General features: G+C 69.2%; 10 protein-coding genes and 1 CRISPR repeat array. Of the genes, 6 read left to right on the forward strand and 4 right to left on the reverse strand.

The features are described from left to right. Position 1 precedes the first annotated feature (1 nt). From cas5 to AB0B72_RS37030, 4 genes are read right to left on the reverse strand one after another with little or no spacing between them, the layout of a single operon-like run. Positions 2-667: a CRISPR-associated protein Cas5 gene (gene cas5, locus AB0B72_RS37015; protein ID WP_367744213.1), complete on the reverse strand. Its 666-nt coding sequence runs from the start codon at positions 665-667 to the stop codon at positions 2-4. After that, entirely contained in the window at positions 664-1,698 is a 1,035-nt protein-coding gene (gene cas7i, locus AB0B72_RS37020; protein ID WP_367744215.1) for a type I-B CRISPR-associated protein Cas7/Cst2/DevR, read from the reverse strand. The genes cas5 and cas7i overlap by 4 nt, the downstream gene beginning before the upstream one ends. Further along, a complete protein-coding gene (locus tag AB0B72_RS37025) occupies positions 1,699-3,114 on the reverse strand; it encodes a hypothetical protein (protein ID WP_367744217.1) in 1,416 nt (471 codons plus the stop codon). Further along, positions 3,111-3,839, reverse strand: a complete 729-nt coding sequence (locus tag AB0B72_RS37030; RefSeq protein WP_367744218.1) for a CRISPR-associated endoribonuclease Cas6 — start codon at positions 3,837-3,839, stop codon at positions 3,111-3,113. The genes AB0B72_RS37025 and AB0B72_RS37030 overlap by 4 nt, the downstream gene beginning before the upstream one ends. Before the next feature lie 289 nt (positions 3,840-4,128). After that, a CRISPR array of direct repeats spans positions 4,129-6,123; the repeat unit is 30 nt; unit sequence GTCCTCATCGCCCCTACGAGGGGTCGCAAC. 256 nt (positions 6,124-6,379) lie between these two features. Here AB0B72_RS37030 and AB0B72_RS37035 point away from each other — a divergent pair. The 6 genes from AB0B72_RS37035 to AB0B72_RS37060 are packed head-to-tail and all read left to right on the forward strand — an operon-like array spanning position 6,380 to position 15,758. Continuing rightward, a complete protein-coding gene (locus AB0B72_RS37035) occupies positions 6,380-7,501 on the forward strand; it encodes a hypothetical protein (RefSeq protein ID WP_367744219.1) in 1,122 nt (373 codons plus the stop codon). Next, entirely contained in the window at positions 7,486-9,063 is a 1,578-nt protein-coding gene (locus tag AB0B72_RS37040; RefSeq protein ID WP_367744220.1) for a hypothetical protein, read from the forward strand. Before AB0B72_RS37035 ends, AB0B72_RS37040 begins: the two co-directional genes overlap by 16 nt. Beyond that, positions 9,060-11,387, forward strand: a complete 2,328-nt coding sequence (locus AB0B72_RS37045) for an RAMP superfamily CRISPR-associated protein (protein WP_367744221.1) — start codon at positions 9,060-9,062, stop codon at positions 11,385-11,387. The genes AB0B72_RS37040 and AB0B72_RS37045 overlap by 4 nt, the downstream gene beginning before the upstream one ends. Further along, positions 11,384-12,976 carry an RAMP superfamily CRISPR-associated protein gene (locus tag AB0B72_RS37050; RefSeq protein WP_367744223.1) on the forward strand — a complete coding sequence of 531 codons (1,593 nt, stop codon included), beginning with the start codon at positions 11,384-11,386 and terminating at the stop codon, positions 12,974-12,976. Before AB0B72_RS37045 ends, AB0B72_RS37050 begins: the two co-directional genes overlap by 4 nt. Beyond that, positions 12,973-13,521: a CRISPR-associated protein Csx19 gene (csx19, locus tag AB0B72_RS37055; RefSeq protein ID WP_367744224.1), complete on the forward strand. Its 549-nt coding sequence runs from the start codon at positions 12,973-12,975 to the stop codon at positions 13,519-13,521. Before AB0B72_RS37050 ends, csx19 begins: the two co-directional genes overlap by 4 nt. Further along, positions 13,521-15,758: a TIGR03986 family CRISPR-associated RAMP protein gene (locus AB0B72_RS37060; protein WP_367744225.1), complete on the forward strand. Its 2,238-nt coding sequence runs from the start codon at positions 13,521-13,523 to the stop codon at positions 15,756-15,758. Before csx19 ends, AB0B72_RS37060 begins: the two co-directional genes overlap by 1 nt. Positions 15,759-15,922 lie beyond the last annotated feature (164 nt).

Here is a 15,922-nt window from a genome sequence, read left to right on the forward strand (position 1 = left end):
GTCAGGCCACCACGAGGAGGAGCGCAGGATGCACCGGGGGAAGTAGTGCGACCGCGCGGCCTTCCTCGTCCGCCCAGCTGGATTCCACGCGAAGGTCGCTTCGCCCGGAGGCGTCGAAGTGGTAGCCGTCCCACCGGGTCCTGTGCCGGTCGAGCGAGATCGCGGTCGGCAGGCGCAGCAGGGTCCCGGCGGGCGGGGGAGCGACCCTATCGGGCAGTACGGCTGAGCCCTGACGGCCGGGACCGGGGGTCAGCGTCGTCCGCCTCGTTATGACACCGACGAGGTCCTGACTCCTGCCCAGCCGGAGCGGCCACACCGGCCTGCGAAGCCTCCGCTCCCACAGGTCGACCTCGGCCGTGAGCCACAGCGTCAAGGTCACACCTGCCAGGAACTCCCGGTTTCGAGGAGTCGGATCCGCCTTCTTGCCGGTGCCGTCCAGCGGGTGGTAGGTCTCCAGGTCGGCGCCCGCGCCACGCGCGTGGAACGCCATGGCGAACCGGGTCTCGGGGGACACATGCCCCCAGCCTCCGGCCGCGGCGGCCAGCATGCCGCCCACCGTCGCGGGTGGCGGGCAGGGGAGCGCCACCTGCACTCCCGCGTACAGCGGGTTGCGGAAGGAGACGATGGGCGCGGTCACCGTCACCTCCAAAGCCTCGCGAGTCGTCATGCCTTGGGGTCCTCGAACCAGGTGTCCCGCTCACCCCGCTCGATCTGCTCCGCCAGCCTGCCGAGCAGGACCCGAGGATGGTCGATCACCAGGCTGCCCGTGGTGATCAGGTCGGCCAGCTCGGTGCGCACCTGCTCTCTCTGATCTCCGAGGAATCCCGGCGCCCAGCCCAGCAGCACGGGCCCGTCCAGCTCGTCGGCCCACGCCTCCATCTCGGCGCGCAGCACGCCCGCGTCAAATCGGGCCCGGTCGCCCCTGACTCCGAGCACGCGGGTGAACGGGTTGATCCCGCCCTTCACCGGTGCGAGCAGGACCAGAGCCGGAGTGCGGTCGCCGTAGTGCATGGACTGCTTGGCACCACCGCGTACGGCCGCCAGGGTGCGCAGCAGCAGCGCGGCGCGGCGACGGCGCTCGCCGATGGTCAGGCGCAGCGCCGAGGAGTTGCGGAATGAGACCGGCTCCGCGCCGCTCTCGCGCGCCTCCTTGGCAGCCGGCTCGGGCAGAGCAACCTTGAGTCCACTGCCGTCGATCTCGAAGACGCCGATTCTCGGCAGGTCGAGCAGCACATCCGCGGCCAGCTCCGCGCTGTAGAACTCGTGACCGTGCAGCACCGGGTTCTCACCTGCCGAGAAGCCCCGGCTCATCGTGCCGAAGTCCCGCTCCGGGCGGCGCGGCGCGACAGACACGAAGGTTCCCGTGGCCAGGACGGTATCCCGCTGGCAGGTCTTGGTCTTGTCGCCCTTGACCGCCACCATGTAGCCGAACAGGTCGTCGTCGAGGTAGAGATCGGGCCTGCCGTTCGTGTATGCCTGCTGCTTCTGGCCGCTGCCGGAACGTACGACCGGCGAGGCCGGTTCGGAGGCGGGCAGCGAGTCGCGCAGCCAGCGGCGGTACGCCTGCGCCGAGACGTACGGGTACACGTCGCGCCCGACCCGCAGTTGCTTCACCTTGGCGACATTGTCCTCGCCGAGACCGTTGTTCGGCGCCCCGGCGACCACGTCCAGGACGATCTTCCCCACCAGGTAGCTCATCTACGACTCCTCGCCCTTCATGTACGCGATGTCCTCGGGGTTGTCCGCTTCCTCGGCCGCCATCTCGGCGGCGACCTCGGCCCGGTCGGCGGGCTTGAAGCCGAGCTCGTGCAGGCGCTGGACGACCGACACGACGAGCAGTTGCCGGTGGAACCACGCCTGCTCCACCTCGGGGTCGAACAGCAGCCGGAACTGGTTATCAGTGATCAACGGCCCTTCGATCCCGCTTTCACGGGCGAGCAGGGCGTCGACGTTGCGGCGCATCAGCCAGTGCCGCATGCGGGACTGCTCCTTGAGTGTCGCGTTGAAGGCCCGTAGCTGTCCGGCGGAATTCTCGGCATTCAGCCACGTCGCCACCTGCGCCCCGGCGGCCTTGATCTCGCCGATCTCGTTCTGGTTCATCCGCATCACCTCGATCACTAGGGAGAAGCACAGCTCTGCCAGGTCGGCCGCGTCGTCGCGGATCACACCGTGGTCGAGAGGCCTGGTCAGGTAGCGGGCACACGCTCCGGCGATCAGGTCCGGCGACCGGAACGCGTTGCGGGCGAGTCCGACAATCCCCGGGCGGTCCGCGGCCGCGTGGGCGCGCAGCAGTGCCGGGAAGCTACGCCTGAGCGGTGGCCGTGACGAGCGTCGCAGCCACTCTGCGAGCGGCTGGTCCATCGACTGGATCTCCAGCGTCTGGCCGCGATTGTTGTTGCTGAACACCAGCAGTTCCACGCCCGCCGTCAACCTGTCCTCGTGGTGGCGCAGCGCCTGCAGCGCCACCACCTCCTTGCCAAGGCCGGTATGGGCGGGCGGGCGGCCGAGAGCGATGAGTTGATGGTTGCGCTCCACCCGCCGGGACACGGTCCGTGCCATGAACCGCTCATCCCAGCTGTGCAGCGCTATTGATGGCCCGCCTGTGAGGCGGCAGCCGTACGGCAGGGCGTAGAAACTGCACAGGCACGGCCAGCACAGCGCCATCCCCGTGTGCCCACGCGGGGTGCTGTTGCGATAGAGGTCGCTTTCGGCCAGCGGGACGTCAACCTTGCCGAAGAACCCGACCGCGGCACGCCCGCACAGCACGCACGCCGCCTCCGGCCACGCGTCCCGCTCCGGTGGCCGACGCCATTGCCGTACGGCGACGCGGACGTCCTCGTCGCCCTTCTTCGCGTTGCTGTGATGGTTCATCTTCGAGTTCGGGAAGAAGGACATGCTCGCCTTGAGCCAGAAGCCGCGGGCGTCCTTCGTATCCCGGATAAGGGCCGCGTTGACGGCGTGCTCGGTGACCGTGCTCACGGCGCGGTCGAACGCCTCCGCTGTCAACTGCTCGGGTGACGACGCCTTGCCGAGGATCGCCAACGCGTATGCCCCGACGCGCTGCAGCGGGTGGGCTGTCGGCACCAGGCACTTGCCGAGGTCGGTCTCGGTCACGCGGCCACCCAGCCGAAGCCGGCGGCGTTGGCCTGCCCGAGCCCCCAGCTCCAGATCGCCTGCAGTGTCTCCGGCGGCCCAGTCAGCTCGACCTCGATCGGCGCTCCCGGCTTCGCCCCCTGCCCCACGGAGAAGGAGCGCTTGGCCCCCACCCAGGAGACCTCCGTCAGCGACACCTCTGGGTCCAGCTCCAGCGTCTCAGCCTTTCGCCGCAGGTTGCGCTGGAAGAACACGGGGAACTCGGGCTCCGTGGGGAGTAACCATGCCTGCCGAGTGGCTCGTTGCCCCGACTCATCCCGGCCGGTGCCCTTCATCACTACCGGTGTGAGGGTCCGGAAGCGCCCGCGACCCGACTTGTACGCCGGGGGCTCGACCGTGGAGACGTTCAGCACCCTGAACGCCGCGCCGCCCCAGTCGAGCAGCTCTCGCTGCTTGATTCCTTGCGCGAGTATCGTCACCAGATCAAAACGCGGGCTGCCCAGCTCGACCCAGCCTCGCCCACCGACGGCGTACGAGCCCTGACGCCGCTTCGCCTGTGGGAACACCGGCGCGCCGTGCCCAAGCGGGACCATGCCGTACGGGCCGGCCCCCTGGGCGTGGAGCTGCCGTCCCAGCTCCGGCGCCTCACGGGCGAAGAGGTCGTACGTCAGGGACCGGCCAGGGGCCAGCACTTTCGCCCAGGGAAGCTCGGTGGCCGTCGTGGTCACCTCTACACGCAGCCTCATCGCTACCTCCTTGTTAGTCGCCTCATCTGACACAGATGGACGACGGGCCAAGGCCGACACATAAATACGCATCTCCGCAGGTCAGGTTGAAGCGGAGTTGCGAAGCCCATGAGCACGCGCTTCATAGGACAAGGACGGGTTAGGCTGCCTCCAAGGCAGTCGCAGGAGGGTATCTCGATCATGGTTCTGCAGCGAACCTCCGGGGTTTTCTGCACTACCGGAGGTTCACTGCAAAACGGCCCTCCCAGCCGTCGATATTGCTTACCGTGACCTGCGCCTTTACCGTGGGGTCCTCATCGCCCCTACGAGGGGTCGCAACGGGATGGCCCCCTAGGGCCAACGCTCTGCAATTCGGAGTCCTCATCGCCCCTACGAGGGGTCGCAACCAGAGACACCACAGCCCCCGAGCGAGAACGATCACCAGGTCCTCATCGCCCCTACGAGGGGTCGCAACGGGGAAGCCGCTACAGGAAGCCGTCCGTATCTTCCGGCGTCCTCATCGCCCCTACGAGGGGTCGCAACATGAATGGCGGCTGCCTGTTGCCGCGCTCGCGCAGCGTCCTCATCGCCCCTACGAGGGGTCGCAACACGAGCCGGCGCCGCCGGTCGCGTCCACCTGGATGTCCTCATCGCCCCTACGAGGGGTCGCAACCTGTAGTGCGCCGCCACGGTGCGCCACAGGAAACCGGTGTCCTCATCGCCCCTACGAGGGGTCGCAACCTCGCTGGTGCCCGTCGGGCTTCCACATGCGCAGGTCCTCATCGCCCCTACGAGGGGTCGCAACTTGTCGAAGTGCTGGCTCATCAACGCTTCCCGAAGCCGGTCCTCATCGCCCCTACGAGGGGTCGCAACGCGATGTTGGCCTGCCGGGCGACCGCGCGGAGGAGTCCTCATCGCCCCTACGAGGGGTCGCAACGGCAACAACCTTTCCCGTGTTGGTGGGATTCTCACTATGTCCTCATCGCCCCTACGAGGGGTCGCAACCGGTGATGGCCGGGGCCGGAGCCACCCGCCTGAGTCCTCATCGCCCCTACGAGGGGTCGCAACGGGGTTGCGTGGCGGGTGTGATGCTAAACCCCTGGGTCCTCATCGCCCCTACGAGGGGTCGCAACACGGGAAGCGGCAGTTCTCCGCCGTGACGCCGGGATCCTCATCGCCCCTACGAGGGGTCGCAACCCCAAGTCGCACGCGAAAACGGATGGACGTGACGTCCTCATCGCCCCTACGAGGGGTCGCAACGACAGCATCTTGACCCGATTGTCGGACAAGGAGTTGTCCTCATCGCCCCTACGAGGGGTCGCAACAGCGGCGGATCCGGGCGGCGAAGGAGCAGGCCGAAGGGTCCTCATCGCCCCTACGAGGGGTCGCAACTCGTACTCGACGGCGAACAGCTCGGGCCAGTCCTCGTCCTCATCGCCCCTACGAGGGGTCGCAACCCGGGTGACGCATCCGTCATGGCCGTCATCCGGAGTCCTCATCGCCCCTACGAGGGGTCGCAACACCTTGGTGTTCTTGCATTGCAAGGTCCAGCCGTCAAGTCCTCATCGCCCCTACGAGGGGTCGCAACATGGATATGCGGCCACGACTGGTCACCAATCGGGTGTCCTCATCGCCCCTACGAGGGGTCGCAACCCGTCACCGGGGTCAAGGACAACGTCGGCGACGGTCCTCATCGCCCCTACGAGGGGTCGCAACTCGTACTGGTACTCGGACCGGTTCTTGCACTCCACGAAGTCCTCATCGCCCCTACGAGGGGTCGCAACACGGCCCGATAGAAGGCCAGGCGCTCCGCCCCTGCAAGTCCTCATCGCCCCTACGAGGGGTCGCAACGTGCGGGCCGCCTCCTCTACGCGGGCCATGTTGTGTCCTCATCGCCCCTACGAGGGGTCGCAACACGCCGTCAACGTGACCGGCGGCCTGTGGACCAGTCCTCATCGCCCCTACGAGGGGTCGCAACCGGTGCTGGTGCTCGCGAGACGTCAAGCGCAGCGTCCTCATCGCCCCTACGAGGGGTCGCAACCCAATGGGCGCTGACTCGCCGGCCGGGCCGGGGCTGCCAGTCCTCATCGCCCCTACGAGGGGTCGCAACGACTACACCCAGATGCCGACGATCGCCCGCGGCCAGTCCTCATCGCCCCTACGAGGGGTCGCAACTGCCCGTCCGCTGTTCCTGCCAGTCCGGCCGGAGCGGTCCTCATCGCCCTTACGAGGGGTCGCAACAGCGGATGAGCTGGCGGTGCTTGGCGGTGACGGGGTCCTCATCGCCCCTACGAGGGGTCGCAACGCGGTGTGTGAGCCGTCGTCAGCGTGATGAAGGGGCGTCTTCATCCTTTAGGAGGCGGCCGCTTCCGTGGCACTCCGCCCGTTCAGGCAGGTGGGCGAGCCTCTGCCCGCGCCGTTCCCGTTGTCCATCTGTAGTAGATGAGAGCGAAATCATGGGCGAAGGGCGGAACGGGATGGGGCTTTCCCGGGGTCGAGCTGCGAGGACGAAGCCGTTACTCGAAGGCGTGTCGCGCTGGGGGGTGGCGGCTCTCGCGGGTGTGGCCGGCGCGGTGGCCGCCGGCACCGTGCCGGATGTCATCAAGAGCTGGCTGGGCGAGCAGCGGCTGTTTCTGACCGCGTTGTGCGTGACCGCCGCCGCCATGTTCGCCGGCATCAACCTGTGGCAGCAGCGAAGCAGAGGCGTGGGCATCGTGATCTCCCTGCCGAAGAGCACCTGGCGGGGGCCATGGAGTAGCCAATGGAGCGCCGCGGCTTCCGATCACGCCCGCCGTCACCACGACTCCTGCTTCGTCGTACGGCGGGACATCCCGGCGGCGAGGCCGGATGGGGACGCCGCTGAACGTCTGGCGGTCCGCGCAACGCGCAAGGACGCCCTTGATCTCGCTTACGAGCTGGCGACCGCCAGGCTGACCGAGCTGTCCGAGGCCGATCCGTCAACGCCAGTGTCGCTCTACGTCAACGCGGCGCTGCCGGACGCATTCGAGCTGGGGGCCATGTTCAAGTTCAACGTGCAGCGGGAGCTGCGAGGGTTGAGCGGCGATGCCCGTGACCCTGACCGGCAGGCCCGACTCCAATCCGACGGCGAGGTGGCAGAACTGACCCCGGCCGTTGGCCACGCTCTTGTCCTGCCCCAGCGCTCGGAGCGGGCCCAGTCGGACTTTTTTCCCTCCATCCGGATCAGTAGCCGGTTGAAAGAGCCGCTGAGCCCGGCCGAGGTCGGCCGCGCGATGGTGCTGGCGAAGGTGATCGAGGAGCCGGACTTCGAGGAGGTGGCCGAAGGCACGGCGGTGGCGATCGTCGTGCACCTGGCGGACAACCCGCTGATGGTCGCCCAGGCGTTGCGGGTGGCGCGCGAGGGCTGCGCGGACACTGACGGCCGCTGGGAGCGGTGCCGCGCGGCACTGGTCATCGACGGTGGCCCGGCCAACCTGCCCGAGGCGACGGCGGACTTCGAACTGGCGGTACGGCACGTCTACGCGGCCTGGCGCTCGTGGACGGTGGCTCGGCCACAGTATGCCGAGCTGCGGCCCCGGCTGTTCATCGCCGCGCCGGCCGGGGTCGCCTTCGCGCTGGGCTGGCTGTTCGGCCACGCGGTCAAGGCGGTCCCGCATCCCTACGAGACGTCGAACGACAAGGGAGAGCCATGCATCTCGTCGTGATCAATACGGCGGGCAAACAGCGCTACATCTTCTCCTCCAGGAAACGAAAGGAGATCGTCGGCGCCTCCGACCTGATCGCCCGAGTCAACAGCACCTGGGCAGAGGAGGCGTTGACACGTACATTCCAGGGGTTCCACCCCGGTTGGCGCCTGGAGGACGGTCATGACGCCGAGCTGATCACCGCGAGCGCCGGCTCGGTCACCGCGCTGGTCAGAGACCGGGAGGCGGGACGGCGTCTGGTGACCGAGCTCACTCGGCGAGCTCTGGTGGAGGCGCCCGGTCTCGACGTCTGCGGTGTGGTCCACGACGTGGGTGAGTCGCTGGCCGCCGGCCGCGAAGAGGCGGGCAAGAAGCTGGCTGCCTTGCAGGAGACCCGGCCTGGCCCGGAGGCGAGGTTCCTGCGTCTGCCGCTGGTGGAGGACTGCCAATCCACCGGCCTGCCCGCGACCGAGCTGCGCCGCGAGGGACGCGGCGAGCCGCTCAGCACCAGATCAGCGGCCTCGGTGGCGAAACTGGCGCATTTCCCGTCCGCGCTGGATCGGCTGGCCGAAAACGCGCAGACCACCTCCAGGACGATGTCGAAGATTGTCGATCGCCTCGGGCTGGAGGCCGAATGGGTGGCGGTGATCCATGCCGACGGGAACGGCTTCGGTCAGCTCTTCCGCGGTCTCGGCGAGCGCATGTCCGGCCTCGGGCACGCCGCCTACGCGAAGGAACTGCGCACGCTGTCACTCGGTGCCGACCGCTGCGCACTGAAAGCGTTCCGGACCGCGCTGCAGCTGACGGCCGTCGAGCACGCGAGCCGGAACGTCGACGGCCGGCCGCCGGTGCTGCCGCTGGTGCTCGGGGGCGACGACCTGACCGTGCTCTGCGAGGGCGAGGTCGCGCTGCCCTTCACCCGTCATTACCTGGAGGCGTTCGAACGGGAAACCGCTCACGATGACACGCTCCGCCCCGTGCTGAAGAAAGCGGGCCGTACGGGCCTCGGCGCCGCGGCGGGAGTGGCGATCGTCAAGCGGAACTACCCGTTCCGATTCGCCTACGACCTCGCCGAGGAGCTGATCACCGCCGAGGCTAAGGGGGTCAAGGACTGGGCGTCGGCGCTCGCGTTCACCGTGCTGCTGGAAAGCTCCGCCCCGGACCTGAAGCGGCTCCGGCGGTCGGTCACGCTGCCTGGCGGCGGGCCCGCCACGGCCACGCCGTACGTGGTGGGCGAGAGCAGCGGCAACCCACGTGCCGAAGGTCGGCGTTGGGCGGATCTGGAACGACGGGTGGCAGCGCTGCGGCGCAGGGACGCGGAGTCGGGTGAGCCGCTCGTGCCGGCCGGTGTCGCGCACGACCTGCGGGAGGGACTGTGCCTCGGCGCAGACGTGGCGGAGGCCCGGTGGAGTCTGCTGCGCATGCGGTTCAGGGGTGATCAGTCCCGCCTGGAGGCGCTGGACGAGCTGGGCGACGGGTCCGGGCGGCTGGTGTGGAGTGATCACGAAGGGACGACGATGACGGGCCTGGTAGACGCTATGGAGGCTCAGGCATTCCTCGGCGACGGGGGAGGGGCAAGGTGAACTTCGAGCTGGATCTCCACATGATCAGCGACTGGCGGATCGGCACGGGCACCGGCATTCGTGGGTACGCCGACCGGCTCGTTCAGCGCGACACACCCGAGGACGGAGGCGCCCCGGCCGCGCCGATCGTCCCGGCCAAGACCCTCATCGGTGTCTGGCGGGACTCCTGCGAGCTGGCGGCGCACGCCCTGGACGGCGGCCGGCCCGGAGCGTGGCACGCCTGGGTGGGGTTCCTCTTCGGCGGACAGTACGGGCCGGACGACGATCCGGTACGGCCGGCCGCCCTGTCCTTGGAAGGCGCCCTCCGGCTGCCCGGCCGGTTGCCCGCGCTGCTGCGCGCGCGGCCCCGGGTGGCGTGGGCGGCCACGTTTCGCAAGCCGGGCGTGACGATCGACCCGGTGACGGGCACCGCCGAGGCCCGGAAGCTGCGGTTCGAGGAAATGTCGCGGGCGGGCGTCACGCTAACCGGCCAGGCGGCCCTGAAGGGGGGCGATGAACTGGACCCGGCACAGCGAGATGCCGCACTCGCGCTCCTCGCGGCCGGGGCACGGCTGCTGGATCGAGTCGGCGGCAAGCGGCGCCGGGGCGCGGGCCGGTGCCGGCTGACGATTCGGGGGATCACTCCGGACTTCGCCGTGTTGGCCGGGACGCCGGTTCCCGCGCCTCCGGCAGCCTCGCCGTACGAGGTGGTTGATCGGCCCGCACCGGCGCGCCCCCCGGCCGGGCGCGGTTGGGAACGCGCCGAGCTGCTGATCACCGTCGAGGAGCCGGTGCTGGCTGGAGCCATCGTTCAGGGAAACCTGGTGCAGGGCCGGGGGGACCTGCCCGGCTGGTGCCTCATGCCGGAGGTGGCTCGGCGGCTCGGCGGCCCGGCGCACGCCCTGGTCCGCACCGGTGACCTGCTGGTGACGACGGCCACCCCGCAGGCGCCGGGAGGGTCGCGCACGCTGCCCGTGCCCAGGGTCTTCCTCCACGAGAAGAACAACAGGCAGGTCGTCATCGGCAACCGGATGGCCGCGGATCGCGTGGAGGGCAAGCCGTACCGGGACGGCCACGTCGCCGTGGAGAACGCGGACCTGGGCATGGTGGTCAGACCCACTTTCACACTGCGCATGCACAACACGGTCAGCGACGACGAGCAGCGGCCGACCCGGGAGGTCGGTGGCGTCTACATCTACCAGGCGTTGGCGGCCGGAACGGTTCTCCGCGCCGAGGTGAGGGTGCGGTCCGGCGTCCTGGAGCCGGGCTGGGAGAAGCGGCTGGCCGGGCGCTGGCGGCTCGGCCGTTCGTCGAAGGACGACTACGGCCAGGTGCGGGTGGAGGCGCGTCCGGTCGTCGCCCCACCGCGACGTCAGGGGGCGACCGACCTGCTCCGCGTGTGGCTGCTGTCAGACCTGCTGGTGCGCGACCTCCGGCTGCGCCCGAGCACCCAGCCGGCCGACGTGGCGCGTGCGCTGGAGCAGGCGCTTTGCCGCGCGGGAGCCCCCGGAGTGAGGCTGAAGCCGTTGCTCGGCACGGCCGGGGACGGGCCGCTTGACGCGGCGCTTGGCGCGCGCCGGACCGAGAGCTGGCACCGCGGCTGGGGCCTGCCCCGTGCCACGCTGTACGGCCTTGCCGCCGGGGCCTGCCTGACCTTCGCGGTCGAGGGCGGCCCCATCGCCGCCGAGGCTTTGGAGGAGCTGCGCGCCGCAGGGGTGGGGGAGCGCCGGGCCGAAGGGTTCGGGCAGCTCGAAATCGACCACGACCTGCTGCGCCGGACTTTCGAGGAGACCACGGTGTCGGGAGGGACACGGTCGGCGGCCGACCTCGGTGAGGGAGCGCCGGCCCCCGTGGCCGCGCCTGTCGAGCTCCTCCTACCGGACGAGGACGGCCACGCCGAGGGAAGGATTTTTGAGCGCGCGGCATGGCGCGCGGAGATGCATCGCTGGTGCGAGCTCATCATGGCCGATCCCGACCGACGGGCCCGGCTCCTTCCCACTGGAGTGACCTCGTCGCAGCTGAACGGGCTGCGGGAGGTGGTCAGGGCGCCGTCGATGGAGAGTGCCCGCAATCGGCTGGCCTGGCTCACCAAGTCGAACGCGGGCCGCCGCCCTTGGCCGAAGGAGAGGGTGGAGTCGCTGCGCCTGCTGCTGGACGACGCCGAATCTGTATGGACTTTCCTCGGTCTGCGCGAGGAGGAGCTCACCGTGACCAGTGACGGCGCCGCCGCGCTGCGAGCCGAGCTGCACGATGAGGCGGTGCGCGTGCTCCTCACCACGTGTGTGGCGGCGCAGGTCCGTGAGGCCGCGCGGGAGCGTGTGCCGGTCGACGGGAGGACGCGATGAGCGTGAGAGCCGGGCGGCACGTGACGAGCCGGGTCAGGGCCCTGGGCTGGCTGCGCACCGAGTCGCCCCTGCATGTCGGAGGGCTCGGCGGGGATCCCGCCGAACCGTTGCCGATCGCCCTGGACGGGCTCGGCCGCGTGTACGTGCCTGGCACGACGCTCGCCGGAGTCCTGCGAAGCTGGTCACGAGGGATCGATCCGGAGTCGCCGAGCCTCACCGATCTGTGGGGTTTCGTGCCGGAGCGCGGCAAAGGGGGCAGAGCCAGCCGCGTGGTTGTCGCGGACGCCCTGGTCGCCACCGCATGCCGGCTGGACGAGCACGGTGTGCCCGCCGCCCCGCTCGATCCCGCGTACCTGGAGTTCCGGCCTTCAGTGGGCATCGACCGGGTGACCGGGACGGCGGCGCCGGAGTTCCTGTTCGGAAGGGCCGTCGTGCCCGCCGGATGCTACCTGCGGCTGGAGATCGACATCGAGTCCCGTGAGGACGCCGACTTGGACGAGGCCCGGATGGGGGCGTTGCTGGGCGCCCTCGCGGCGGGAGAGATCCGGATCGGGGCCGCCACCCGCCGGGGGCTCGGCTCGGTCCGGCTGCTCGACGAGCCATTGGATGTGCTGGTGGACCGGTTCGACTCGCCGGAGGGACTGCTCGCCGTGCTCCGGGACGATCCGGCGCGCCGACGATCGCCGGTGTCACTGCGGTCGGTGGATCCGGAGTTGTCACCTCGGCGGGAGGTTCTGGAGGTGCGGGTCGCCTGGGGGCCGCGTGCGCCGATTATGGTCCGTGGCACCTCAAGCGGGCTGATCGTCGACACGTTGCCGCTCACTACCCGAGTCGACCGCGGCCACCTGACGCTGGTCCTGCCGGGGTCGTCGCTGAAGGGGGCCCTACGCGGCCACGCGGAGTTCGCCGAACGTACCGCGCGAGGTCTCATCGCCTCCACGGCACTTCCGGGTGAGTCTGTCGCCGGGCACAGCGCTGCGTTCCGGGCCCAGCTCGACCAGTTGCCCGCCGTACGAGCCTTGTTCGGCGCCGCCCGTGACGACGTCGCGGATCGGCGGGCGGGAGCGCTGCGCGTCGAGGAGTGCACCGCCGAGGTCACGATCCCGGACGCGCTGTGGCGATCGGTCACTGGGGCCGACGGAGCTCCTCCGGAGGACTACGACGGCGAGCGCCGGTCACTGCCGGAGGCGGTCCTTGACAGGCTGGAGGACCTCGGAATGGCCCAGGCCGACCACGTCGCCCTCGACAGGTGGACGGGCGGCGCCGCTGAAGGGCGGCTGTTCCACGTCCTGGAGCCGCATGCGGTCGACTGGGAGCCCATCCGGCTCACCGTCGACCTCACTCGTCTCGGCGACGCACGTGATCAGGCATTGGCGCTGTTGTTCGTGACATTGCGAGATCTGGCCGCCGGACGGATCCCGCTTGGCGCGCTCGTCAATCGTGGCTTCGGCGACATCGACGTCTCGGAGATCACCATCACCGGTGGTCCGTGGCCGGAACAGGTGACGCTCGCCGAAGCGCTGGCGGGCGCTCAGATCGCGCTCATCGCCCGGGCCTGGACCGACTACCTGGCACAGGAGGTGTCATGACCACCTTGTACGGCGTCGCCGGCTCCGGCGTCACGCTCTCCGAGGCACTGGAGGCGGGCCGGATGGATGGCGGCTGCGCCCTGCTGACCGCCCCTTCGGCGTACCACGTAACCCGGGTGATGGGACGCGACTGCGTCACCTCGGCCGGGCACGTGGACCTTTCCACGGTCTATGAGGCGCGGGCCTTCACACCGGATGTGGAGATGCGCTGGGTGGAGGCGGGGTACGTGGTGTTCCTCGCCGAGGACGCCGGCCTGTTGCCCGCCTCAATGGGCGATCGGGTTGAGCCACTGGACGCGATCGACGTCATCGAGGCCCGGTATCTGGTCTGGGGACGGGTCAAAGCCGCGGATCAGGGCTGGGCCACTCTCGCCTCTGCTCGTATCGGCACGCTCGCGGTTCCCGCGCTTACTACTACGCCTGGGGGCCGAGTACGGTTGGTCGCCCGCGAGTACGTCGTCCACGACCATGAGCACGGCAACGCCTATGTCGCAGAGGAGCGCCTGCTCGGCTTCGAGCCCTATGAAGTGGAAGGTGCCGCCTGATGGCCGACGAGTTCTTGAATCCCTACACCTTCGTTCCCGCGTTTCCCCGGGAGGACCTGCCCGAGCAGTTCCACGACGGGCGACCGCCCGCGCGTGACCGGTTGCGGGAGGACTCATGGACCGGCCGCATCGGGATCAGGCTCACGGTCGAGACAGCGTTGCTGCTCCTCGACACGCCGCGAGGACGGCCGCCGTCCGAGGATGGGGCAGACCATCTCGTCTACCCGGTCCGACTTCGTGACGGCCGCCCGCACCTGCCCGCCACCTCGGTCAAAGGCATGCTCCGCGCCGCGTACGAAGCCGTCACCAACTCCCGATTCGGTGTCTTCGGCGGACACGACACCCCTCTCGGGTTCCGCCGCGACGCCGGATACGCCCTGGGCATGGTGCCCGTGTACGTGGCGGCAGAGGGGGTGCTCGGCAAGCTCGAGATCGCGTCATTGGAGATGTATGACAAGGCCGGACAGAGCATCTACGGGAAGGACGAGGCTCCAAAACACCTGCAGAAGCTCCGCGCCGTGATCAGCGGCGGCCGAAAGGGCGGCAACCGGGTTGTCCGCCTCGTGCGAGGAGAATCGCCCGAAAGACTCCCTCCAGGGCAGCGGCTCGTACACGGAATGGCCTACATCACCGGAGCGAACATCGAGGGCAAGACCTCTGAGCGATTCCTCTATCTCGAACCTCTGCCCCCCGGGAGCAAACGAGAGCCGCTTCCCCTGGGACGCGAGTGGAGCGCGCTGCTCGAAGACTGGGACCGGCTCATTCAGAGCTACCGGGACGCGCACAGTAAGGCCGAGCTGTTCGAACGACGACGTCAGGATGGCGGTGTCGCCGGACCAGAGGAACGAATCGGTGTCGGGCCGGGACAGCTTGCCTGGAGTCCGCACATCCATGATCAGGAATGGATGACGCTCAAGCCGAAAATGGCCTGCTATGCCCGCATGAAAGACGGCAAGGTGGATCGGCTCTACCCGGTCCTGGTTCCGCGCGACCTCTACCCCGTGGCGCCGTCGGCGCTGCTGCCCGCCTCGCTCGCACCGGCGCCGAGCTACGAACAGCTGTCCCCGGCGGACCGCCTTTTCGGCTGGGTGGCACCCAACGGCTCGGGGGCACGGCCGGCGGCCTATCGCGGGCGGCTTCGCGTCGGCCCGGTCGTATGCGAGCAAGTCGCCACCGAGGCGGTCGACCGTTTCGACGGTGATGGCCTCCCGCTCGCGATCCTCAGCGCCCCCAAGCCCCAACAGGGACGGTTCTACCTCGCGGAATCCGCCGATCGGCCGGACAGACCAGTGCCAGACCGAACGCCGAAGGAGCAGCTCTACCAGGCCGGTCGGGGCCTGCGGGGGCGCAAGGCGTACTGGCATCACGCCGGGCTCGACCCCACGCAGCATTGGAGTGAGGGCCAGGGAAAGATCGACCCAGCGCAGGTGCGGGTAGGCCGTCACTTTCGCGAGTTCCGCCGGTCGCGGGCCCCTCTCGATGACTATGGTTCACCGACTCGCGATTCCAAGCGCTACGCGACGAGGGACGCCGAGCAGCGCGACTCGCAGAACCGCTCGATCAAGGGCTGGGTGCGGCCCAAAACGACCTTCCGGTTCGTCGTCGACATCCGAGACCTCGACGAACACGAGCTAGGTGCGCTCGCGTGGCTGCTCGATTTCCCGCCTGGTCACTTCCACAGGTTGGGATACGGCCGCCCGCTCGGCTTCGGCAGCGTACGGCTCGACGTGGACTACCAGAACACCGAGCTTCACTCCGGCCGGGACTACGCCGACTACTACCGGTCGCTGTCCGCCCCTCTCCCAGACGAAGACCCCACCGCGATCCTCGATCAGGCGCGTAAGGAGTTCGAGCGGCTCGTCGAATCCTCGCCTCAGCTCGTCGCGATCAGAGACGCCCTGCTGACGGTTGCGCGCGGCAACCCGGGGCTCCCCGTCCACTACCCTCGCGTCCGTCCGAGCTGGCGGCCGGAGGGCAACCCGGCGCCCCCGGATCCACGCGGGCAGAACTACGAGTGGTTCACCGCCAACGAGCGGATGAGCGGTGACGTAATCGCCCCTGGCAGAGGGCGCTCGTTGCCTACCGCGGTGAATCCGTCCGCCGAGCTCGTCATTTATTCCACCAAAAATGCGGGTAACGATCGGGGCGCAAGAGCTCCGAAAAACGGGAAATTTAATGGCAAATCGGCTGGTTCCTCCAGTTCGGACACCCGGCGCTGGAGACGTGAAATGGGATAGTTACCGATTTAATCAACGTCCTCCAACCTGGAGAGGTACCGTCTGCCCGGCTGGTTCCGTTGGCTGGGCTGTACTGGAGGCGCCGGGTGGAGAAGACCGAGGGTGTGCTGCTCGTGCATGCCGTGGGTGGCGGCGACCTAGGATGCCCGGCAGCCCGGACCTTC

The organism is Microbispora sp. NPDC049125 (assembly GCF_040802045.1).
In the GTDB taxonomy this organism is placed as follows: domain Bacteria; phylum Actinomycetota; class Actinomycetes; order Streptosporangiales; family Streptosporangiaceae; genus Microbispora.

Coding starts and splice junctions, on each gene's coding strand:
- AB0B72_RS37060 (WP_367744225.1), top strand. CDS start 13,521: ATGGCCGACGAGTTCTTGAATCCCTACACCTTCGTTCCCGCGTTTCCC.
- cas5 (WP_367744213.1), bottom strand. CDS start 667: ATGACGACTCGCGAGGCTTTGGAGGTGACGGTGACCGCGCCCATCGTC.
- cas7i (WP_367744215.1), bottom strand. CDS start 1,698: ATGAGCTACCTGGTGGGGAAGATCGTCCTGGACGTGGTCGCCGGGGCG.
- AB0B72_RS37040 (WP_367744220.1), top strand. CDS start 7,486: ATGCATCTCGTCGTGATCAATACGGCGGGCAAACAGCGCTACATCTTC.
- csx19 (WP_367744224.1), top strand. CDS start 12,973: ATGACCACCTTGTACGGCGTCGCCGGCTCCGGCGTCACGCTCTCCGAG.
- AB0B72_RS37030 (WP_367744218.1), bottom strand. CDS start 3,839: ATGAGGCTGCGTGTAGAGGTGACCACGACGGCCACCGAGCTTCCCTGG.
- AB0B72_RS37050 (WP_367744223.1), top strand. CDS start 11,384: ATGAGCGTGAGAGCCGGGCGGCACGTGACGAGCCGGGTCAGGGCCCTG.